Origin of the sequence: Lachnospira eligens, assembly GCF_009680455.1 — a bacterium.
Taxonomy (GTDB): domain Bacteria; phylum Bacillota; class Clostridia; order Lachnospirales; family Lachnospiraceae; genus Lachnospira; species Lachnospira eligens_A.
On record NZ_WKRD01000002.1, the window covers coordinates 344074 to 367742 of the forward strand.

Sequence of the window (23669 nt, forward strand, 5' to 3'; positions counted from 1 at the left end):
ACAAAAAATTATTATAAAAAAATATAATTACTCACCCCGCCAGTAGGTTGTGTCAGTCTATATTTCCAAGTGGCGGTCTGTCAGAATATAAGCTTGATTTTTTATGAGCTGTGTGGGAGTTAGGGCTGCTATATACAAAAAATCAGTGCCAAAAAACACGTTCAAGCGTAGCGCGTTGTTTTTTAGCACTGTAATAGATTCTGTATATAGCAGCTCTTACTCCCACTAAGCGAATAAATCATGAAAGCTTGTGTTCTGACAGACCACCACTTGGAAATGTCCGAACCTAACACAACCCTACTGCTCTCTTTGCAAGCCTGTCAGCCTCTTCATTTCCTTCCACCCCTGAATGTCCCCTGACCTTCACGAATCTGATATTAATTGAATCCCTGACAGATGTAATATAATTATAATATTCTATTGTTCCTTTTTTGTTTCGTTTCCATTCTCCCACAGCCCATGCCTTGATACCTGCATAATCATAGAATATAGAAATATCTTTAAGTCCAAGCTCTATTGCTTTTTTTACAGCGGCCATGCTTCCAAGAATCTCTCCTGCAACATTACGCATTGAAGCCATCTCTTTATCACTGCCATTGCCTGACAATTCATATCTTACGCCATCATGCATAAGAAAACCGCCATATCCATACACTCCGGTTGCAATATTAAAAGAACCATCAACAAATGCATAATCATTGTCAGGCATTACATCTTCCATATTGCCACTTCCGGTCTTTCCATTAATCTCCTGTACAGCTTCCCTTCCCATATAAGCCTTCGCCTCTTCCATAGACATGAAGCTCTTATATTCGGCAGCTGGAAAACCATGTACATTCTTCTTACATTCGTCCCATGTCTGATATATTCCGGGAACTTTACCTACACGCACAGCATAATATTTCTTAGCCATATATATTTCCCTATTCTGATTAATAAACTCGGATTACTCCGGCAATCTCTTTTACCACTGAAAGTCCATTAAATACTGTCATTGCATCATTAAAATTCTTCTCTGCAACAACATCTGTAATAATAACCAGTTCAGCAACACCGTCCTTACGGCTCTTCTGGACCACCTGCGCAATACTTACATCATTGTTTCCAAGAACACTTGCAATGTTAGCAAGAACCCCCTGCTTGTCTAATGCTTCTATTCTTAAGAAGAATTTGCTCTTAGTTTCAGATATATCCTTAACAGGAAGCTCTTTGTAGCATGAGCAGCCAATCTTGCCACATGAGCCATGAACTATGTTACGGCATACATCTATAATGTCCCCCATAACAGCAGAAGCTGTTGGCATCTGACCTGCGCCCCTGCCCATAAACATAGTATCATCACTTGCCTCACCATGAACAAATACTGCATTAAATGAATCTCTTACTGTAGCCAGAGGGTGATTCTCGTCAATAAGCATAGGATGAACCTTAACTTCTATTCCATCCGGTGTATTTCTGGCAAGTCCAAGAAGCTTGATAACATATCCGAATTCCTTAGCATACTTAATATCTTCTGCTGTAATCTTAGTAATACCCTCTGTATATACCTGATTAAATGTTACCCTTGAATTAAATGCGATTGATGACATAATAGCCATCTTTCTTCCTGCATCATATCCTTCAACATCTGCTGTAGGGTCTGCCTCTGCATATCCTAATTCTGTAGCCTTTGCAAGAGCGTCCTTGTAATTCATTCCTGATTCAGTCATCTTTGTAAGGATATAATTAGTTGTTCCGTTAACAATACCAATAATCTCTGTGATATTGTTGCCAGCCATGCTCTGCTTTAATGGTCTGATTATTGGAATTGCTCCCGCAACAGCCGCCTCAAACTGAAGGTCAGCATGCATTTTGTCTGCCATTCCCATAACCTCTTCACCATGCTCAGCAAGAAGATCCTTATTGGCAGTAACAACCTGCTTTCCAGCCTCAAGTGCCTCAAGAATATACTGCTTTGCAGGAGTAGTTCCACCCATAAGCTCTATTACAATCTCAATATCCTTATCTTCAATAATATCCTTCCAGTTGTCAGTCAGTAATTCTCTGTCAATTGGATCACGGTCTTTATCAAGATTTCTTACAAGAACCTTCTTAACTACAAGTTCTGCACCCGTCTTACTAATCACATCATCTTTCATACTCTGACATAACTTGTATACACCTGTTCCAACTGTTCCTGCTCCTAATATAGCCGCATAAATCTTTCTGCTCATTACTTTGTACGCCCTCATTCCTGTTTATTATGTTAAGTTTATTATATTAATCTGTGATACATTTATTTCATATCTACAGCATCAACCTGATCCTTAAAGTTCTTTATAGCCTTCCCAGCCTTCTTTGTTACAGATACAATTCTCATAAGAGATATAAAATCCCATAACCCCTCTATCATCAGAGCAATTCCAATAAATACTATAAGTGCTGATGATGTTGAAAATGGATTCAATAATGCAATGATGCCAATAACAACCATTACAACTGCACCTATAAGCTCAATCCACCATTTGTCTGACTCAAGATGGTAGAAATCCACAGCATACTGAAGTTTAAGGATTCCATCAACAATAATAATAATTGCAAGTGCTGTTCCTAAAAAAACCGCAATAAAACCTGGTTTAATCACGAAAAACATACCAAATGCAAGAAGCGTAACTCCCTGTACAAGACCATATGATCCAAGAATCTCACTTCCCGCAATCCTGAAATAATTGATAAGTCTTAATACTCCCCAGACACATAAGGCAACTCCAATTCCTTTACATATGATTTCCTGGGATGCTGTTGGAAATATTACCAGCAGTAAGCCAAGAACAAACAATGCAATTGAAACAATAATAATCTCAAACTTAATTGTCTTTAACTTCTTATAAATACTGTTCATATGCTCCATCTCCTTTTCACTCATTTCAAAGTTCCGTAGTTCTTTTGTCTTTTGATTATACACAAAAAAGAACATCACTTCAAGACATGCATTTTTCTGCACTTTAATCTGTCTGTGATGTTCTTTATTATTATTTAATATTAAGTTAACATATACAGATTACTCTGCTCTTGACATAGCCTGCTCGTAGTCTCTTGTTCCAACCCAGATTTCCTTAGTATATGGACACTTCTTCTGTTCAATAGAGCGCTTGATAATAACCGAAATACATACCACATTCGCTATTATTGCAAGCATTGCAACAACTCCCTGTGCTGTCGGGTTAGCTGTTATACCAAAGTTGGCAATTGCATCTCCTGCACTTGCACCTGTAGTGTGACATGTAATTGCTGCGTTATAAAGATCAAGTGCCTTAACACCAGCCTTAGTTGCTCCACCATATAATGATGGCAATACACTGAATGTATTGCTTAACTGGAATAATGGTAATACCTGTGCAAACATGCACCATGTCGCAAGTGTCATGGCTCTGTTCTGAATCCATCCACCCTTATTCCATAATGCATTAGCAAATGTAGGAGCAAGAAGAAGAGCTACACCACAGTACCATGTATGTGTTGGAAGATTACAATATGTATACTCAAAATTCCAGATGTCATAAGCAACGATAAACCATATTGTCATATCCGGCCAGAGCATATCATCCTTTTTCTTAGATGAGTAAATTCCCCACCAGCCTGTCATACAGAAGATATTAATAAGTCCTGCAATTCCATTAACAATATTCCACCAGCCACCATAAAGGAATACACCTTCATTAGATGCCCACCATGCACCAGAAAAATCTCCAGTAATCTGGTAAGCTCTTATGGCTGATTCAAAATCAGATACTACCGCAATAAGAATATTAATAGCAACAATTACGAATGGCCAAGGTTTAAACCATTCTTTCTTTCCAATTCCCCACTTATACTTAATCATGAGGAAACCGACAACTCCGATATCTGCTGCATAAAGCTTAGCATAATGGAACCATCCGTTCATATACTCATATGTCTGATTGCTGTGACCGCCAAACAGACCTGCCTGAATTGTTATGAAATAGATTGTGAGTACAGCCGGAATGATAACGAATAACACGATACCACCAATCTTAGTACGACGACCTATCTCATTAAGAATTACTAATCCTGCAAACACAAGCACCCAACCCAGTAACTGAGTCATGGCTGTGCTGCCATAAAGTTGAAATAACATTGTTCACGCCTCCAATCGCTTGATTGATTTTATAAGTATTTTACACTTTTTTAATAAATATTTCAAGTAAAAATGATAGTCTATATGGGCTATCCTAAACATTTTAATATCTGCGATTTCTTGTTGTTGACAACTGCAAGGTTTTGCAAGGCCGAACGAATATTTTTCTGAATCACTGCCGCCCTTATTCCTTCGAATGGTTTAAGAAAGCTGTTAATTCCAAGTTCTTTAGCATTCTGTTCCAGTCTTGTAATTGAAGTAAACGCTGCAGACCACTGTGTATTATTAAGTGTCTGTTCTAGTCTTATGAAGTCATAACACGCCATATATTCCCTTACATCCTTTATATATACGGTCATAACAACTTCATTCTCTATATCTTTATCCTTGAATTTTGAATTAGAAATATCTATTCCGAGTCTTCTAAGATTCGCGATTATTTTCATCAATACCTGTTCGCGGGCTGACATACTAACACTTCCCCTCACACTCAGCTTTCTTATATATTCTTGGCAGTACATTATTATGCTTTAGTTTTACTTTTTCCTTCAGGAATAACATATATCCATATAAGTGAACTTACAAACAAAAACATTGGATAAAACAGCTTTGGTAGAATCTGAAATGCTGTAATGCTATATCCAAGCTCTGAAACCGCTGATATGGCAACCAGCATCTGAGCACCATATGGTATTATCCCTTGAAATATACATGAAAATGTATCAAGAAGCGAAGCCGCTTTTCTTGGAGTAATATCATAATCCTCAGACATCTCTTTTGCAATAGGGTTAGCCATTACAATAGCAACTGTATTATTAGCTGTAGCAATATCCATTGTTCCAACTAAAAGTCCCATTCCAAGCTGTCCGCCTTTTTTCCCTTTAAATAATCTTCTTATTCCATTAAGTAAAGCATCAAATCCACCATATTCTTTAATAAGTGAACACATTACAGATACAAGAACTGCAACCATACATGTCTCAAACATTCCTGACGCACCACTTCCCATATTAAGAAGCAGAGTCTCCAATGTAACCTCTCCCATAACAAGCATAATAACTATTCCCGAAATAATACCTGTTATAAGTACAACAAAAACATTTACACCAATAATTCCACCCGCAAGTACAAGCACATATGGAATAATCTGAAAAAGATTATATGAATGTGCAATCTCACCATGAATATCTGTACTAAAAGAAAGCACAAGAATTATAACAAGGGTCACAATTGCTGCCGGAAGTGCTATCCAGAAATTCTCCCTGAACTTGTCTTTCATGGCACAGCCCTGACCATTACAAGCTGCAATAGTAGTATCTGATATAAAAGAAAGATTGTCTCCAAACATTGCACCACCCATGACAGATGCAACACATAATGCCATACTAAATCCTGATGCTTCTGATACCGCAACCGCTATTGGTGTAATAAGTGTTATTGTTCCAACAGATGTACCCATTGCAGTAGATACAAAGCAGGCAACAATAAAAAGTACCGCTACTGCAAACTTTGCAGGAATAATGCTTAACATAAAATAAGCTACACTCTCTGCACTGCTTCTTCCTACAACTCCGACAAATATTCCGGCTGTAATGAATATCAGAAGCATTGTAACAATGTTCCTGTCAGCCAACCCTTTTGCCATTACATCAAGCTTTTCATCAAACTTAAGCTGTGAATTCTGCATGCACGCTACTAATATTGCAGCCATAAATGCAACAATAATTGGTACATTATAAAATCCCATTGGAATCTTCATGACATATTCAAATATAATTCCGGTTCCAAGATACAACACAAGAAAAACAAGTATAGGTACCAGCGCAACCGGATTAGAATTCCTATCCTTTTTCATAATACCAATTAATCCTCGCCCATCTTAGCAAGCTTGGCAGCCTGGTCGGCAGCGATACATGCATCAATAATATCCTGGATGTCTCCATCCATAATCTTGTCAAGCTTATATAATGTAAGACCAATTCTGTGGTCTGTTACTCTTCCCTGTGGGAAATTATAAGTTCTTATCTTCTCAGCTCTGTCACCTGTACCAATCTGGCTTCTTCTTGCATCTGCCTCTGCGTCATGTGCTTTCTGAGTCTCAATGTCATATAACTTGGCTCTTAAAAGCGCAAATGCTTTCTCCTTATTCTGTATCTGTGACTTCTCTGTCTGTGAATAAATAACTATTCCTGTTGGATAATGAGTAAGTCGTACAGCAGAATCAGTTGTATTGACACACTGTCCACCATTACCTGACGCTCGCATAACATCAATACGGATGTCCTTCTCATCAATGTGGATATCAACCTCTTCTGCCTCTGGCATAACAGCTACAGAAGCAGTAGAAGTCTGTATTCGTCCGTTAGATTCAGTTACCGGGATTCTCTGTACTCTGTGTACACCAGATTCATACTTCATAATAGAGTAAGCTCCCTGTCCCTTAACCATGAATTCTACTTCCTTCATTCCACCAATACCGGTTTCATCGCCACTTAATACTTCAACCTTCCAGCCTCTTGCCTGTGCATAGTGTACATACATTCTGAAAAGCTCTGCTGCAAAAAGTGCCGCCTCTTCTCCACCTGCACCCGCTCTGATTTCAACAACAATATCCTTATCATCATTAGGGTCTTTAGGTAAAAGAAGAATCTTTAATTCATGCTCTAATTCTTCTACTCTTGCCTTAGATTCATTAAGTTCTTCCTTCGCCATCTCTTTAAGTTCTTCATCTGTCTCTTCATCAAGAATAGCAAGACTGTCCTCAATATTCTTCTTACAGTTCTTATACTCAGTATAAGTTTCTATAAGTGGTGCAAGACTGCTCTGTTCTTTCATAAGCTTTCTGAACTTTTCCTGATCATTAACCACATCAGGATTACCAAGTTCAGCCGTTATATCTTCATATCTGTTGACTGTATCTTCAAGTCTGTCAAACATACGTGTCACTTTTCCTTTCTATCTCTAACTATATAATTACTTTCTGCCCATAACAACACGGTCAAGGCCAGCGAGGTCTTTTACAACCGTTATATCTCTTAAACCAGCCTGCTTCATTATTTCAGAAACATCTGCTGCCTGTTCGGCTCCTATCTCATAACACAGGTATCCGTCTGTCTTAAGATATTCTCGTGCTTTCTCAGTGATTTTCCTATAAAACATAAGTCCGTCCTCTGTTCCGTCAAGTGCAAGCAGAGGATCATGTAAACGGACTTCATCCTGCAGAGTTTCTATAACCTTAGTTGGTATATATGGTGGATTGGATACTATTGTATTAAATGTAATATCATTACCCAATTCGCCAAATAAATCACTAAGCATAAAATCAATATTATCAGCCTCGAGATTATGCTTATTCTTCTGGGCAACTTTAAGTGCCTTTTCTGAAACATCTACTCCAAGCACCCTGCTTTCCGGGAACTTCTTAGCAAGAGTAATCCCAATGCAGCCTGAGCCTGTACACATATCAAGAATATTATCACCATTTCTTGTAACCTTGATTACCTCACCAACAAGCACTTCTGTATCAGGTCTTGGTATAAGCACATCTTCATTCACTTCGAATTCATATCCATAGAAATATGCTTTTCCCAGAATATGCTGCAGCGGAACATGCGCAGCCCTTTTATCAATATACTCTTCATACAGCAAAAAATTCTCTTCTGACAACATGCTGTCACCATTCACAAGATAAAAAGTTCTTGTCATACCATTAATGGCAGATAATAATTCAAAACTGTCATGGTCTGCATTATCGACGTTATTATCTCTAAGTCGCTTTGCCCCCCATTTTACTGCTTCTCGAATTGTCATCATAATTATCTGTCTTCCAGCCTTTTCTGTTTAAACATAGGAACATCCTCAGGATACTGCTCTTCTTCCGGCTCTTTTCCAGTTTCGAACTCAAAGCCCGCAACTACCTCTTCCTCTGTAAGTTCCTCTGCTTTATCATCAGCATTATAATCATTTGAATTATCATATACAGTACTTTCTGATTCATCACTTGCTTCATATACAAAAGCAAATGACTCCCTGTCTGTATCGTCCATACCAAATTCCATCTCCCTGCCCATCTGTAAATACTTTTGTTCAGGGGTAAGTTCTGTTTCCTGATTATCTTCTGACTTCTGTTCCTCTATATCAATAGTTCTTGTCTCTTCATTCCCATGAATAAGACTTCCTGATATTGCAAGTTCTGCCTCAGATGCCACAAGTGCTTCAACCGGATTATCGGCTTCTGAATAATATTCAGCAATAAACTGTCTCCAGTCAAATACTTCCTCAACTGCCCTTATGGCAACTTCAATCATATCCATATCCGGCTCTCTTGTAGTAAGCTTCTGAAACCACATTCCCGGTTTACTCAAAACTCTTACAAATGCATTATCATTCTTTCCTGCCCATCTTATTACCTCATAAGAAACTCCTGCAATTACAGGAATAAGCAGAATTCTTATAAGTATCTGCAGTGCCGTATTATCAACTCTTATAAATATAAAAAACACAATACTTATAAACATTACAAAGAATAAGAAGCTTGTTCCACATCTCTTATGATATCTTGAACTGTTCTTTACATTCTCTGGTGTAAGTCTTGCACCATTCTCAATGCAGTTGATACATTTGTGTTCAGCACCATGATACATGAAAGTCCTTTTAATATCTTTCATCATGGATATAAGTAAAATGTATATAACAAATATTAATAATCTCACAACGCCTTCTATGAAATTAAGAAGTGTCTTGGAAATTATGTATTTTGATACCAGTCTGGCTGCAAGATATGGAAGAACCATAAACAATCCAATTGCAAAGAATATTGACAAAATAACCGTTACTGCCATTAGAACCGATTCAAACTTATCCTTAAGAATATTCTTGCCAACCTCATCAATCTTAGTCTTCTCCTGTTCTGCCGGATCATCATAAAAAGATGCTGAATAATTAATTGTTGATATACCTGTAACAAGTGAATCAACAAAACTGACAATTCCTCTTATTATAGGGAAATTGAGCCACTGATGCTTTTCTGTTAAATCTCTGCTTTCTTTGACAACAACTTCAATTTCATTATCAGGTTTTCTGACTGCAATAGAATATTTATTCTTATTACGCATCATAATACCCTCAATTACAGCCTGTCCCCCAATTCCTGATGGCTTCATATTACACCATACCTTTCTTAAATGTTTTGTATACATTCAAAAAAAGTTGAGGTCCCGAAAAACCTCAACCTTAATTTCAAAATTAATTGTTTGATACTCCGTACTTCTTGTTGAACTTATCAATACGTCCGCGAGTAGATGATGCCTTCTGCTGTCCTGTGTAGAATGGATGGCACTTTGAACAGATTTCTACGTGGATTTCTTCCTTAGTTGAACCTGTTACGAACTCGTTACCGCAGTTGCAAACAACCTTTGCCTGATAGTAATCTGGATGGATTCCTTCTCTCATGATTTCACCTCTTTACAAATTATTAAGTATTACAATTGTGAATTCCGCCTTAGATTCCCTTTCTGTCCCGATGGGATCTATGCGCATTAGACACAATGACCTCTTTATCTGTCATAAACAGCTTTCATATTGTATCACGATGCGACATGTTATGCAAGCATTTTTTCAAAAGAGTTATAAAAAGAAAATATATTTTAAATATAATGGTTCTTAACTACTGTTCTTACAAGTTCCTGATTATTCTTAGTCTTAACAAAAAGATCCAGTATTCTCTCTGCCGCCTCATCTGTCTTTAATCCATTAAGAGCTTTTCTCATTATATCAACAGCTTCCTGCTCTTCACTATTAAGAAGAAGATCTTCTCTTCTTGTACTTGATTTTGCTATATCAATTGCAGGGAACACTCTCTTTTCTGATAGCTTTCTGTCAAGAACAAGTTCCATGTTACCTGTTCCCTTAAATTCCTCGAATACAACGTCATCCATCTTGCTTCCTGTCTCAACAAGAGCAGTTGCAAGAATCGTAAGACTTCCACCCTCGCGCATATTTCTTGCTGCGCCAAAGAATCTCTTAGGCATATGAAGTGCTGCAGGGTCAAGACCACCTGAAAGTGTACGTCCACTTGCCTGAACCGTAAGATTATATGCTCTTGCAAGTCTTGTTATACTGTCAAGAAGAATTATTACATCTGTCTTCTGTTCAACAAGTCTCTTGGCTCTTTCAATAACCATCTCTGACACTCTCTTATGTCTCTCTGGAAGTTCATCAAATGTTGAATATATAACCTCAACATTATCACCCACGATTGATTCCTTGATATCAGTTACTTCCTCAGGTCTTTCATCAATAAGAAGAATTATAATATGCATCTCAGGGTTATTCTTAGTTACAGCATTGGCAATCTGCTTAAGAAGTGTTGTCTTACCAGACTTTGGCTGTGAAACAATCATTCCTCGCTGACCTTTACCTATTGGTGATATAAGATCAACCATTCTCATTGCCACTGTACTTGAATTCTTTTCAAGATGAATTCTTTCATTAGGAAAAATTGGTGTAAGACTTTCAAATGCAGGTCTTCTCTGTGCAACTGACGGATCTTTTCCATTGACCGTCTCAAGATACATAAGAGCCGAAAATTTTTCACCAGATGTTTTCATTCTCTTTGGTCCATGAATAATATCACCTGTCTTTAGATTAAACTTTCTTATCTGTGATGGAGAAACATATACATCGTTCTCTCCCGGAAGAAAGTTCTCACATCTTATAAATCCATAACCGTCCGATAAAACCTCAAGTATTCCATCTGCCAATGGAGCATCATGCTCTTGTCTTGGCTGTGCATGATAATTATCTTTCTTATCTTCTTTAACATACTGCTCACTCTTATGGTGTGACTCATCCGATATTCCTGCTACATCATGTTCTGCTCCGGCATCTTCAAAAACAACATCTTCAACTTCTGCCGGCTCTTTCTTTTCTTCTCTTTCTGCTGCAGCAATAATTGCATCAATAAGTTCACTCTTTCTCATTGTTGATATATTTTTTATATTCTTGTCTTTCGCAAATTCGCGTAATACACTGACTGACAATGTTTCTAACTTTGCCTTCATATAATCCACCTCTGTTATTAATCATAGTTTAATGGGAAATGATGCAGAAATCGCATCAAAGATAAACTGATTATACAACGTATTATTCTAAAAGAAAAGACTAAAAATGCTTTTTTTAGTCAGAGCAATATGTTATTATATATAATACTGTTAAAAGCACTAATTATTGAAAGGAAGATTAGATATCATGACTAATGCAGAGAAAGCCTTACAGCTCCATGAAGAGTGGAATGGTAAATTTGAAACAACTCCTAAAATGAAGATTCAGACAAGAGAAGATCTTGCTCTTGCTTATACTCCTGGTGTAGCAGAACCTTGCAAGGTTATTGCCAAGGACAAAGAAGCAGCTTATAAGTACACTATCAAGTCTAACACTATCGCTGTTGTATCTGACGGAAGTGCTGTACTTGGACTCGGTAATATCGGTGCTCATGCCGCTATGCCTGTTATGGAAGGAAAAGCTGTTCTTTTCAAAGAATTTGGTAACGTTAATGCTGTGCCTATCTGCCTTGATACACAGGACACAGAAGAAATCATCAAAACTGTAGTTAATATTGCACCTGCATTTGGCGGTATCAATCTTGAAGATATATCAGCTCCAAGATGTTTCGAAATCGAGACAAGACTTAAAGAGCTTCTGGACATACCTGTATTCCATGATGACCAGCATGGTACAGCTATCGTTGTATTAGCAGGTATTATTAATGGACTTAAAGTTACAGGCAAGACTAAAGAAGATTGCCAGGTAGTAGTCAACGGTGCCGGTTCTGCCGGAGTTGCTATCACAAAGCTTCTTCTTACATATGGTTTCAAGCATGTAACAATGTGTGATAAGTCTGGTATCCTTTCTAAGGCTTCAGAAGGTCTTAACTGGATGCAGCAGTCAATGATGGAAGTAACTAACCTTGAGAACAAGACTGGTTCTTTAGCTGATGCACTCCGTGGTGCAGATATATTTGTCGGAGTTTCTGCTCCTAATATTGTTACAGCCGATATGGTCAAGACTATGAATAAAGATGCAATTATATTTGCAATGGCTAACCCTGTTCCAGAGATTATGCCTGATGTTGCCAAGGCAGCTGGTGCAAAAGTTGTTGGTACAGGGCGTTCTGATTTCCCTAACCAGGTTAATAATGTTATTGCATTCCCTGGTATCTTCAAGGGTGCTCTTGAAGGCCGTGCAAGACAGATAACTGAAGATATGAAGCTTGCTGCTGCACTTGCAATTGCTAACCTTGTTCCAGATGACGAAGTAAGTGATGTCAATATCCTTCCTGAAGCATTTGACCCAAGAGTTGCTGATGTTGTAAGCAAAGCCGTAATTGACCATATTGAGAAGTAATTATGCTTCCATATTATTATTCTGTAAGCGAATATCTTAAAGACACTTATGGTAAGAAACTATATAAATTAAGTCTTTCCGGAAACATGACCTGTCCTAACAGAGACGGAAAGTTAGGTACAACAGGCTGTATATTCTGCAGTGGTCATGGTTCCGGTGATTTTGCCGTTAAAGATATTGACAAAGCTAAGACTTTGATATCTAATAAATATTCCGGCAGTGAATATATTGCATATTTTCAATCATTTACTAACACATATGCTGATGCCGGATATCTGCGCGAACTTTTTATGCCTGTAATACTAAGAGACGATATCCGTATCTTGTCTATCGCAACAAGACCGGATTGTCTCGGTGATGACGTCCTAAAGCTTCTTGATGAACTCAATCGCATCAAGCCTGTATGGATTGAATTAGGATTACAGACAATTAATAATTCGACTGCCGACTATATACGCAGAGGATATCCTTTATCCGTATATGATGAAGCCGTAAGCAATCTTCTTTCCATAGGAATTGCACCGGTTGTTCATATGATAATCGGTCTTCCACATGAGACAATAAGCGATTATATTGCTACTGCCCGCTATATATCAGACAGTGGTGCATCGGGAATCAAGATTTCTTTATTGCACATTTTAAAAGATACTGACCTTTACAATGATTATTGTAAAGGATTATTCAAAGCTCTTACTATGGATGAATACCTTGCCGCAATAGGAGCTATACTTCCTGTATTGCCAAAAAGCATGGTAATACACAGACTTACCGGTGACGGACCTAAGAATATTCTTGCTGCACCTTTATGGACAGCTGACAAAAAGAGAGTTCTCAACACACTCTCTCATTACCTCAAAGAAAATATGATTTATCAAGGAAAAGATTTATGAACACTGACTCAACCACATTGTACAAATTAATGATTTTATATATGCTGAGCAAAGTGAATTTTCCATTATCAAACACACAGCTTTCATCTTTCATGTTAGATAAGCAGTACACGGATTATTTCACTTTCCAGGAAACCATCAACTCTCTGGTTGAGGACGGCTTTATTAGAGGCTACTCGCATCAGAGCAGCACACATTATACTCTCACTAAAGAAGGTGAAGAAACTATTGCATTTTTCTACACCAAGATATCAACTGCCATACGTGATGATATAGAGACCTATCTGTTTGATAACAAATACGAATTAAAGAATGAAGCCGGAACTGTAACTGACTGCTACAAGCTGTCTAATGGTAATTATATTGCACATTGTCAGCTAAAAGAAGGCGACACAACTCTTATTGAACTTAACCTTAATGTTCCAGTTGAAGAACAGGCAGAGATAATATGTGCAAGATGGCGTGAAAACAGTCAGGAAGTATATGATTATATCGTTCGTAAACTTATGTAAAAAAGCTTTCCGACAGGTGTATATGCCTGTCAGAAAGCTTTTTATTTACTCATTATCTGCCGCTTCTTCCTGTGGCAGTACATATGAATCTATAAGCTGCCATAATTCTTTAAGTCCCTGCTTAGTCTGTGATGAAAAAGGAATAAGAATATCTTCCTGCCTTAATCCAAGTCCTGTTCTTACAGCTTTCACCTGTTTACTTATCTGGCTTCTCTTAATCTTATCCAGCTTTGTTGCAACAATTACAGGTCTGTAACCGTTATTTACAATCCAGTCATACATCATTCTGTCATTATCAGATGGGTCATGACGGATATCTATCAACAAGAACACCTGCTTTAACTGGCTGCTCTTTCTTAAATATTTCTCAATCATCTTACCCCATTTTGCCTTAACAGCAGGGCTTACATTAGCATATCCATAACCCGGAAGGTCAACAAGATACATACTGTCATTAATATTGTAGAAATTAATAGTCTGTGTCTTACCTGGCTGTGATGACGTTCTTGCATATGATTTTCTGTTCATTAATGCATTAATAAGCGATGATTTACCAACATTTGACTTACCTGCAAATGCAACCTCAGGGAATGAAGTCTCAGGAAGTGTACTTGTAACTCCGACTACTATATCCAGATTAACTTTTTTTATAACCATAATCCGCTGCTCCTTTCATTTAACGCATTAATGCCTGTGCAAATACTTCTATAGCATTATTAACATATATTATATTCATCCCTTCAGTTATCTCTGTGTCAAGTTCCTCTACATCAGACCTGTTATCCCGGGGTACAAAAACATTTGTTATGCCCGCTGTCTTACTTGCAAGAAGCTTTTCTTTAAGACCTCCTATTGGAAGTACTTTACCTCTTAATGTAAGCTCTCCAGTCATTGCAACATCTGCTCTTACAGGAATTCCAGTAACCGCAGACAATACTGCCGTTGCCATTGTAATGCCAGCAGAAGGTCCGTCTTTCGGAGTTGCACCCTCTGGTATATGAAGATGGAATGCATGATTCTGGAAATATTCAGCATCCACTTTATATCTGCCTTTTTCTGTTACTGATCTGATATAAGAAACAGCTATGCTTGCTGATTCTTTCATTACATCACCCATGTTACCTGTAAGCTTGAACTCGCCTTTGCCCGGCATTGTTATAACCTCTATCTCAAGAGTATCTCCTCCTGCCTGTGTCCATGCAAGCCCTCTTACTATACCAACTTCACCCTTTGCATTCTTTTTGTCTGGTCTGTATTTAACTTTTCCAAGATAATCTGTAATATTCTTATCAGATATATTAACTGTTTTCTTTACAGTCTTATCTCTTGTTCCATCAGATGTGAACACTCCGGCTTTGTATAATTCTCTAACCGCTTTTCTTACAATCTTTGCAATCTGCCTTTCAAGACCTCTCACACCAGCTTCTCTTGTATACGAATTAATAACTGTTCTTATAACTTTATCAGTGAACTTTACATCAGATACAAGCAGACCATTCTCTTTAATCTGTTTCTTAATAAGGTGTTCCTTAGCAATATGAAACTTTTCATTAGCTGTGTATGAACCAACTTCAATAATTTCCATTCTGTCAAGCAATGGACGGCTTATATTAGACAGATCATTAGCTGTTGCAATAAAAAGCACATGTGACAAATCAACCGGCATCTCTATATAGTGGTCGACAAAATTAACATTCTGTTCGCTGTCTAACACTTCAAGAAGTGCTGCTGATGTATCACCCTTATAATCACTGCTTATCTTATCTATCTCATCAAGAAGCATGAGAGGATTATTAACTCCGGCATTCTTAAGTCCCTCAATAATTCTTCCAGGCATAGCTCCAATATATGTTTTTCTATGTCCTCTTATCTCAGCCTCATCTCTTACACCACCCAGACAGATTCTGACATACTCCTTGCCAAGTGCCTTTGCAACTGATCTTGCTATAGATGTCTTACCTGTTCCCGGAGGTCCTGCAAGACATATGACAGGTGCTTTTCCACTTCCTGTTATGTTTCTTACCGCAAGTGATTCCAGAATTCTTTCCTTAATATCTTTCATTCCATAGTGGTCCGAATCAAGCACTTTTGCAGCATTATCTATATCTTTGTTATCTTCAGTCGACACATTCCATGGTAGTTCAAGACATGTCTCTATATATGTTCTCTCAACATTGGCCTCAGCATTATTACCAGCAAGTGATTTCAGTCTCTTAATCTCCCTTTTTAGCTTATCCTTTACATACTGTGGTGAATCAAGCTTTTCAACGTCCGCCTCATATTCTTCCGCCTCTGTTATGGTTCCTCCATCAAGTTCTTCATTAATTGCTGCAAGTTCTTCTCTTAATATGTAATCCTTCTGGTTCTTATCTACTCTTTCTCTTACAATATTGCCAAGTTCTTCTTTAATAGTATAAGCATTTATCTCATTTACAAGTAATGTTGCAGCAAATGTATACATCTGCTCATAGTCTTCTGCCTCAAGAAACTGCTGTCTTTTATCAAAATCCATCATAAATTCCTGAGCAAATTCCATCATCAGCTTTTCTGCATCACTATAAGAAAGCCATCTCTTGACTGTATCCTTTGCAAACTTCGGATTAACATGTGCATACTGTGTCAATAGTTCTCTCATACCTACAATTATAGCTCTCGACACCATTTTATCAGGCTTATCAAATCCTTGCATAACACTTACATCAGCAAGCATCATTCCCGACGCTTCTTCAAATCTATTTACAAGTGCCTTTTCAAGCCCCTCTACCTGAACCCTTAAAATTTTGCCTGGCATCTTTATTATCTGTTTTATCTTAGCAATTGTTCCTACTGTATATAAATCTGCTATCCCTGGTTCGCTTACCTGCGAATCTCTCTGTGTTACAAGATATATAAGTTCATCAGCTGCCATACTTGCTTCTACAGCTTTTACAGACTTCTTTCTGCTCACGTCAAAGTGCATTACCATCCCAGGAAAAACAGTGACATTTCTTAATGGAATAGCTGGATAATGTCTATCATATTTGTTACTCATATATTCCTCTCTATCTAAAAAAACGGACCGTCCATCATGAACAGCCCGCCTGAATTAATTTCATTACTGTGCTTTTTTAACAGCATCTGTTCTGTATTCTAACAGAGGCTTTGCGTTTCCTTCTACAGCTTCCTTAGTTATTATACATTTTGATATTGTTTCATCTGACGGAATCTCATACATTACTTCATTCATGACTGATTCTAAGATTGAACGTAAACCTCTTGCTCCTGTCTTTCTCTCAAAGCTCTTGTGGGCTACTGCCTCAACAGCTTCATCAGTAAACTCAAGTGCTACCTCATCAAGTCCAAAAAGTGCCTGATACTGCTTTATAATAGCATTCTTAGGCTCTTTTAGAATTCTCACAAGTGCTTCCTCATCAAGCGAATCTAACGAAACAACAACCGGAACTCGGCCTACAAACTCAGGAATAAGACCGAATTTGATAAGATCCTGTGGAAGCGCCTTATGGAACATCTCTCCAACATCGTCGTTGCTCTTTTCCTTAAGTTCAGAGTTGAAACCAATTGAACTCTTATCCATTCTTGATTCAATAATCTTCTCGAGTCCGTCAAATGCACCACCACATATAAAAAGAATATTAGTTGTATCAATTGGAATAAGCTCCTGCTGTGGATGCTTTCTTCCTCCCTGTGGTGGAACTGATGCTATTGTTCCCTCTAATATCTTAAGAAGAGCCTGCTGTACACCCTCTCCAGATACATCTCTTGTTATAGAAACATTTTCTGACTTCTTAGTAATCTTATCTATTTCATCAATATATATAATACCATATTGAGCTTTTTCTACATCATAATCTGCAGCCTGAATAAGCTTTAATAGGATATTCTCAACATCCTCGCCTACATATCCGGCTTCTGTAAGAGTTGTCGCATCAGCAATTGCAAAAGGTACATTAAGAAGTCTTGCAAGATTCTGTGCAAGGAATGTCTTTCCTGAACCTGTTGGTCCAAGCATAAGAATATTACTCTTCTGTAACTCTACATCCAAATCAGCCTGTGACATTATTCTCTTATAATGATTATATACAGCAACAGCAAGTACCTTCTTTGCATCATCCTGTCCTATAACATAATCATCTAGGAATTCTTTTATCTGCTTCGGCTTAAGCAGGTTGATATTCATTCCATCAACCACTTCTTTTTCATCTGCCTCGGTTTCAAACTCTTCATCAAGGATATCGCTGCATATTTCTACACATTCATCACAAATGTAAACGCCATTATGTCCTGCAATCAGCTTTTTAACCTGATCCTGTGTCTTATTACAGAATGAGCATCTAAGCTTCTCGTCAATATTTCTGCCTGCCATACTATCCTCCAAATCACTATAAATCCTTTAAATAAAGGTTCGCTTATCACACAAAAACAAGGGAGACACCTGCAAATGTATTATCTGCAGGCATCTTCCTTATCATAAGCAATTATTATCTCTTCTCTACAACACTGTCGATAAGTCCATATGCAACAGCTTCCTGTGCTGTCATATAGTTATCTCTCTCTGTGTCGCGTGAAATTTCTTCAACTGACTTACCAGTATTAGCTGCCAGTATTTCATTTAACTTATTTCTTGTCTTAAGTATATTCTCAGCAACGATTCTGATTTCAGTTTCCTGACCTCTTGCACCGCCTGATGGCTGGTGAATCATAATCTCTGCATTAGGAAGAGCAAGTCTCTTTCCCTTGGCACCGCCTGAAAGAAGGAATGCACCCATACTTGCAGCCATACCAATACAGATTGTAGAAACATCACACTTGATGTACTGCATTGTATCATATATAGCAAAACCTGCTGATACTGATCCTCCTGGGCTGTTAATGTAGAAATGTATATCCTTGCCTGGATCTTCTGCCTCAAGGAATAACATCTGTGCTACTACAAGATTAGCAGAAACATCTGTTACCTCTTCTCCTAAGAATATAATTCTGTCTTTAAGCAGACGTGAATATATATCATACGATCTTTCGCCTCTGCTGTTCTGTTCAATGACATAAGGTACAAAACTCATTACACAACCTCCAATATACTAAAATGTTTCTTACAACCTCAATTATTTTTCAACAACTGATCCTGTAATAACTTCTATAGCCTTCTGGATTGCAAGATCTTCCTTAATCTGCTTCTTCTCATAGTCGCCCATGAATTCCTTAATCTGATCAAGTTCCATCTTGTAAGTCTCAGCCATCTTCTTTAACTCTGCTTCAAAATCTTCTTCTGAAGTCTCAATATTTTCAGCCTTAACAACTGCTTCAAGAACAAGTCTTGACTGAATTCTCTTAACAGCTTCTGGCTTCATCTCTTCCATAATCTTATCTGCAGTCATTCCTGTATACTGGAAGTACTGCTCAACTGATAAGCCCTGCTGCTGTAATCTCTGAGCAAAATCCTCTACCATTCTGTTAACCTGTGTGTCAACCATAGCATCTGGAATATCCATCTTAGAGTCTTCGATAATCTTAGCGATTGCTTCGTCTTCCTGCTTAGCCTTAGCTTCTCTTGACTTTCTGTCAGCAATCTTGTTCTTTAAATCATCCTTATATTCAGCAATTGTATCAAAATCAGATACGTCCTGAGCGAATTCATCATTAAGCTCTGGAAGCTGCTTCTCCTTAATTTCCTTAACAGAAACCTTAAACATAGCTGGCTTACCCTTAAGATCATCTACATGATACTCTTCTGGGAATGTAACATTGATTTCCTTCTCATCACCGATATTCATACCGATAATCTGATCTTCAAATGTGTCAATGAAAGAATGAGATCCGATTGTAAGTGGGTAATCTGTTCCCTTTCCACCTTCGAATGCAACACCATCAACAAATCCTTCGAAATCAATAACTGTATTATCGCCATCCTTAACTGCTCTGTCTGTTACAGCTACTGTTCTTGAATTCTGCTCCTGAACTCTCTTTAATTCTTCTTCTACATCAGCATCTGTTGCTTCTGTATCAGCCTTAGTTACTTCAACGCCCTTGTACTGTCCAAGTTCAACTTCTGGCTTAGTAGCTACAACAGCTTCAAAAATGAATGGCTTTCCAGCCTCTAACTGTGTTACATTAATCTTTGGCTGAGAAACAAGCTCAAGACCACACTCATCAGCAGCCTTAGCATAAGCATCTGGAATAATTGAATTAGCAGCATCTTCGTAGAACACTTCTGCACCGTACATCTTCTCAATCATCTTTCTAGGTGCTTTACCTTTTCTGAAACCAGGAAGGCTGATCTTGCTCTTATTCTTATTATATGCAGTATTAAGACCTGCCTCAAATTCCTCAGCAGTAGACTCAATAACAAGTTTAACCATATTCTTCTCTTCTAAATTCTCAACTGTGAAACTCATTATAAATTAATCCTCCTATGAACTATGTATTGTTACTATCGTACAACATACCCACGAATTATAACACAACTGTTTTTAGATTACCAGTACTATTTTAAAAAAATAAAAGATAGGGCTGCAAACCTTATATTTACTAATAAACATTCGGATTACAGCCCATTTATCACTTAAGATAATTCGTATTCAGTTGTGAGCATCCCGCAATTACTTACCGCTCATCTGCTCTTCCTGTCTTCTGATCATCTCTTTTACCATGTTACCACCAACTGAACCAGCTTCTGCTGATGTGAGGTCTCCATTGTAACCATCCTTTAAGTTAACACCAATTTCTGAAGCAACCTCCATCTTGAATCTGTCAAGTGCATTCTGTGCTTCCTTCTTAGTCTTATAATTAGAACTTGTTGATTTAGCCATAATAAGCCTCCTTATTAAACACATTTTTAGGTTTAAGCCGAAAAGTTATGGCGCCATAACTTAACGTCTTGATGTTATTATGTGTCCGTTAATACTAATTATTATGACATATTCTGGTTGCTAATTATTAGGAGACATTTTCGTTGTTTCTGTTTCTAAATCTTTGGCTGACGCCGGAATTATATTCTTATATACATATATCTCATCATATACAGGTGCCCATCTGTATGTTGCTCCTCCAGTGCAGAAAACATACGCATTACCTTTATTAGTTACAGCATAACTTACAAGGCAGCTTCCTGCTTCATTGGTAAATCCTGTCTTACCACCTTTTACGAGTACTCCAGGTGCTTCATTACCATATATTCTTGAATACATTGTACTTGTAAGCGGTATTCCTTCCGGATGCTGTTCTGTTGCTTTAGTCTTATACTGATATGTTCCAAGTACTTTGGCTCTGGTCTCATCTTTCATGGCATATTCCATAATCATTGCCATCTCTGATGGAGTTGTATACTGTTCCTCATCATATAATCCTGTCGGATTAGTAAAATGTGTATACTTAAGTCCAAGTTCTTTACATTTTTCATTCATAAGCTTTGCAAATTCTTCATTAGAACCTGCAACCATTATGGCAAGTGCCTCGGCTGCATCAGCTCCTGATGGAAGCACAAGTCCATACATAAGATCTTCAACATCTACTGTCTCACCTTCAAGGAATCCTGCAACAGACGCTTCTTCCCTATAAAGTCTGTTAAGCATCTCAAATCCAAATGTATAAGTCTTTGGCATCTTATCTATATTCTCTGATACAACAATAAGTGTCATTACCTTAGTCATTGAAGCTGGATATATCTTAGTATCAGCAAGCTTACCTGCTATTATTCTATGATTATTGACATCGAGTAATGCTGCATAAGGCGACGCTATCTGTGCATCAGCTGACAAATCCTGATAATCTTCTGCCATCTGTGCATATATAAGAGGCGGTTCTGTTGGTGCTTCTGTTGGCATCAGTATCTCTGATTGTGTCTCATCTGTTATATCAGAAGCAAATGCTGCTTTTTGACCTAATGTTTTTTTCAGCCCCAATGTTACATTCACAATAACTACTGCAAGCACTATTAAAAATGTCACAGCTGCCATCATAATAAGTCTTCTTCTTAAAATCTTCTGTCTTTTCTTCTTCATCAACTGTGATTTTCTTTTTCTGCTGCGACGTATTGCATCCTCATCATAATTATCATATTTCATCTTTAAAAGTTCCTCTCGCATAAAATAAACTTATTATATATATTGTGTTGAAGTCCTTAATTGCTCTGCAAGTTCTTCTCCCTTAATAAGTCTTACAAGCTCGAGTCCTAAATCTAGTGATGTACCCATTCCTCTCGATGTTGTAATGTTACCATCTGTAACTACCCTCTCCGGTGCTGTTATTATAACTGCCCCCGTTAACTGCATTTCAAAGCCTGGGAATGCCATTGCCTTCTTTCCTTCAAGTAATCCAAGATTTCCAAGAATTGAAGGTGCTGCACATATGGCTGCAATTCTGTTATTCTTCTTATTGTATTCTTTAAGAAGTTCCAGTAAATCCTTGCAATCATAATATGACTTATGACCCGGACCACCTGGAAGGAATAACAGCTCATCTCCTTCAAATACATATTCATCTAAAAGCTCATCAGCCTGAACAATTACCCCCTGAGCACTTTTAACATTAATGTCACCTGTTATTGATATCATATCAGTCTTAATATCCGCTCTTCTTAATATATCTACAACTGCAAGTGCTTCTACCGTTTCAAAACCATCTGTAAGAAATGCACATACCTTCATTAATTATTTCCTCCACTCGAAAAAATATACATACGAATTGATTATACAACAATTTTTTAATTTTACAAACTTATATTTTATAAAATATTAATATTAATGTATTGTGGTTTTGAAAACTATGTGTTATCATCTCAATTAACAAAACAAATCGTTTTTACAACGCGGAGGATAATATATATTATGTTTGATATAATCACTGATTCAGCCTGCGATATTGTTAGAGAATATGCAGAGACACACAATCTTAAACTTGTACCGCTCTACACAACTTTTGATGGTGTTAATTATCTTAAAGAACAATATGACATTACTCATGATGAATTCTACAGAAGAATGACAGACGAAGGCGCATTTCCTAAGTCATCTCTTCCAAGTGTGCAGGATTTTGTTGATGCTATTATGCCAAGTGTGGAAGCTGGCAGACCTGCTATTGTATGTACAATTACATCATACTTCTCAGGATCTTATAACTCAGCCTGCACAGCTAAGGACATTATATTAGAAGATCATCCTGATGCTAAAGTTACAGTTATTAATTCACTGCTTAATTCAGCATCATTTTCACTCTTCATATATCAGGCTCTCCAGATGAGAAAAGCAGGGTATTCATATGAGGATACAATCAAAGTTCTTGAAGCTTTAAGAAACGATGGCCGAATAATGTTTACAACAGAATCACTTGAATACTTAAGTAAAGGCGGACGTCTTGCCAAGACTGCAATTACAATCACAAGCAAATTAAGTCTCCGTCCTATCATCGTTATGAAAGAAGGAGAAATTGGGCTTGGTGGATTTACACGAACAAGAAACAAAGGTAAATCTAATGTTATTGACATGATTCAGAAATACATCGAATCAAAGGGAATGCCGATTGAAAACTGGGATATCACTGTTGGCTACTGTACTAATCTGGAAGAAGCTGAGAAATACAGAGATGATGTTGAAGCACAGCTTGGTGTGAAGCTTCTCGAAAGACGCGAAGATTTCAAGACAAGAATCAGTATTATCTCAGGCTGCCATACAGGGCCTTACGCATTAGGAATTGCTTGCATTCCTAAGTACACCACTATCAGATTATAATCAA

Annotated in this window: 23 protein-coding genes; 4 read left to right on the forward strand and 19 right to left on the reverse strand. The window is 37.6% G+C overall.

Annotation, left to right across the window (positions count from 1 at the left end; translation table 11 throughout):
- Positions 1 to 286 precede the first annotated feature (286 nt).
- From GKE48_RS03480 to rho, 11 genes are all read right to left on the reverse strand, one after another.
- Entirely contained in the window at positions 287 to 913 is a 627-nt protein-coding gene (locus GKE48_RS03480; protein WP_055215711.1) for a ribonuclease H1 domain-containing protein, read from the reverse strand.
- A gap of 19 nt (positions 914 to 932) precedes the next feature.
- Positions 933 to 2213 carry a homoserine dehydrogenase gene (locus tag GKE48_RS03485; protein WP_022097763.1) on the reverse strand — a complete coding sequence of 427 codons (1281 nt, stop codon included), beginning with the start codon at positions 2211 to 2213 and terminating at the stop codon, positions 933 to 935.
- A 62-nt stretch (positions 2214 to 2275) separates the two neighbouring features.
- Positions 2276 to 2881 carry an HdeD family acid-resistance protein gene (locus GKE48_RS03490; RefSeq protein WP_022097764.1) on the reverse strand — a complete coding sequence of 202 codons (606 nt, stop codon included), beginning with the start codon at positions 2879 to 2881 and terminating at the stop codon, positions 2276 to 2278.
- Positions 2882 to 3040: 159 nt separating this feature from the next.
- A complete protein-coding gene (locus GKE48_RS03495) occupies positions 3041 to 4138 on the reverse strand; it encodes a DUF5692 family protein (protein WP_012739667.1) in 1098 nt (365 codons plus the stop codon).
- Positions 4139 to 4227: 89 nt separating this feature from the next.
- Positions 4228 to 4608 (reverse strand): hypothetical protein, encoded by a 381-nt coding sequence (locus tag GKE48_RS03500; RefSeq protein ID WP_041688173.1) that lies wholly within the window; start codon positions 4606 to 4608, stop codon positions 4228 to 4230.
- A 53-nt stretch (positions 4609 to 4661) separates the two neighbouring features.
- Entirely contained in the window at positions 4662 to 5993 is a 1332-nt protein-coding gene (locus GKE48_RS03505; RefSeq protein ID WP_154300447.1) for a Na+/H+ antiporter NhaC family protein, read from the reverse strand.
- An 8-nt stretch (positions 5994 to 6001) separates the two neighbouring features.
- Entirely contained in the window at positions 6002 to 7075 is a 1074-nt protein-coding gene (gene prfA / locus GKE48_RS03510; RefSeq protein WP_022097766.1) for a peptide chain release factor 1, read from the reverse strand.
- A 36-nt stretch (positions 7076 to 7111) separates the two neighbouring features.
- Positions 7112 to 7951 (reverse strand): peptide chain release factor N(5)-glutamine methyltransferase, encoded by an 840-nt coding sequence (gene prmC, locus GKE48_RS03515; RefSeq protein ID WP_022097767.1) that lies wholly within the window; start codon positions 7949 to 7951, stop codon positions 7112 to 7114.
- Between the two features lie 2 nt (positions 7952 to 7953).
- The gene (locus GKE48_RS03520) at positions 7954 to 9300 is read right to left on the reverse strand and encodes a DUF1385 domain-containing protein (protein ID WP_022097768.1); all 1347 of its coding nucleotides are present in this window, start codon (positions 9298 to 9300) and stop codon (positions 7954 to 7956) included.
- Positions 9301 to 9382: 82 nt separating this feature from the next.
- Entirely contained in the window at positions 9383 to 9589 is a 207-nt protein-coding gene (rpmE, locus tag GKE48_RS03525) for a 50S ribosomal protein L31 (RefSeq protein WP_012739673.1), read from the reverse strand.
- Between the two features lie 194 nt (positions 9590 to 9783).
- Positions 9784 to 11199 (reverse strand): transcription termination factor Rho, encoded by a 1416-nt coding sequence (gene rho / locus GKE48_RS03530; protein WP_022097769.1) that lies wholly within the window; start codon positions 11197 to 11199, stop codon positions 9784 to 9786.
- A 187-nt stretch (positions 11200 to 11386) separates the two neighbouring features.
- On the opposite strand from rho, the gene GKE48_RS03535 reads away from it, so the two are divergent.
- The 3 genes from GKE48_RS03535 to GKE48_RS03545 are packed head-to-tail and all read left to right on the forward strand — an operon-like array spanning position 11387 to position 13943.
- Entirely contained in the window at positions 11387 to 12541 is a 1155-nt protein-coding gene (locus GKE48_RS03535; RefSeq protein ID WP_154300448.1) for an NAD(P)-dependent malic enzyme, read from the forward strand.
- A gap of 2 nt (positions 12542 to 12543) precedes the next feature.
- Complete coding sequence (gene mnmL / locus GKE48_RS03540) at positions 12544 to 13431, forward strand: tRNA modification radical SAM protein MnmL/YtqA (RefSeq protein ID WP_118148660.1); 888 nt, start codon at positions 12544 to 12546, stop codon at positions 13429 to 13431.
- A 29-nt stretch (positions 13432 to 13460) separates the two neighbouring features.
- Positions 13461 to 13943, forward strand: coding sequence for a DUF4364 family protein (locus tag GKE48_RS03545; RefSeq protein ID WP_278320268.1), 483 nt, complete (start codon positions 13461 to 13463; stop codon positions 13941 to 13943).
- A gap of 45 nt (positions 13944 to 13988) precedes the next feature.
- On the opposite strand, the gene yihA is transcribed toward GKE48_RS03545, so the two are convergent.
- The 8 genes from yihA to GKE48_RS03585 form a co-directional block, all read right to left on the reverse strand.
- The gene (gene yihA / locus GKE48_RS03550) at positions 13989 to 14600 is read right to left on the reverse strand and encodes a ribosome biogenesis GTP-binding protein YihA/YsxC (RefSeq protein ID WP_055286292.1); all 612 of its coding nucleotides are present in this window, start codon (positions 14598 to 14600) and stop codon (positions 13989 to 13991) included.
- A gap of 19 nt (positions 14601 to 14619) precedes the next feature.
- The gene (lon, locus tag GKE48_RS03555) at positions 14620 to 16974 is read right to left on the reverse strand and encodes an endopeptidase La (RefSeq protein WP_154300449.1); all 2355 of its coding nucleotides are present in this window, start codon (positions 16972 to 16974) and stop codon (positions 14620 to 14622) included.
- Between the two features lie 63 nt (positions 16975 to 17037).
- Positions 17038 to 18306 (reverse strand): ATP-dependent Clp protease ATP-binding subunit ClpX, encoded by a 1269-nt coding sequence (clpX, locus tag GKE48_RS03560; RefSeq protein WP_022097775.1) that lies wholly within the window; start codon positions 18304 to 18306, stop codon positions 17038 to 17040.
- A 115-nt stretch (positions 18307 to 18421) separates the two neighbouring features.
- Positions 18422 to 19003 carry an ATP-dependent Clp endopeptidase proteolytic subunit ClpP gene (gene clpP, locus GKE48_RS03565; protein WP_022097776.1) on the reverse strand — a complete coding sequence of 194 codons (582 nt, stop codon included), beginning with the start codon at positions 19001 to 19003 and terminating at the stop codon, positions 18422 to 18424.
- A 42-nt stretch (positions 19004 to 19045) separates the two neighbouring features.
- Positions 19046 to 20335 (reverse strand): trigger factor, encoded by a 1290-nt coding sequence (tig, locus tag GKE48_RS03570; RefSeq protein ID WP_022097777.1) that lies wholly within the window; start codon positions 20333 to 20335, stop codon positions 19046 to 19048.
- Between the two features lie 204 nt (positions 20336 to 20539).
- Positions 20540 to 20749: an alpha/beta-type small acid-soluble spore protein gene (locus tag GKE48_RS03575; RefSeq protein WP_012739684.1), complete on the reverse strand. Its 210-nt coding sequence runs from the start codon at positions 20747 to 20749 to the stop codon at positions 20540 to 20542.
- Positions 20750 to 20869: 120 nt separating this feature from the next.
- Complete coding sequence (locus tag GKE48_RS03580; protein ID WP_082414051.1) at positions 20870 to 22024, reverse strand: D-alanyl-D-alanine carboxypeptidase family protein; 1155 nt, start codon at positions 22022 to 22024, stop codon at positions 20870 to 20872.
- Positions 22025 to 22036: 12 nt separating this feature from the next.
- A complete protein-coding gene (locus tag GKE48_RS03585; protein ID WP_022097779.1) occupies positions 22037 to 22585 on the reverse strand; it encodes a DJ-1 family glyoxalase III in 549 nt (182 codons plus the stop codon).
- A gap of 180 nt (positions 22586 to 22765) precedes the next feature.
- Between GKE48_RS03585 and GKE48_RS03590 the strand changes: the two genes are divergently transcribed.
- The gene (locus GKE48_RS03590; RefSeq protein ID WP_012739687.1) at positions 22766 to 23665 is read left to right on the forward strand and encodes a DegV family protein; all 900 of its coding nucleotides are present in this window, start codon (positions 22766 to 22768) and stop codon (positions 23663 to 23665) included.
- Positions 23666 to 23669: the final 4 nt, after the last annotated feature.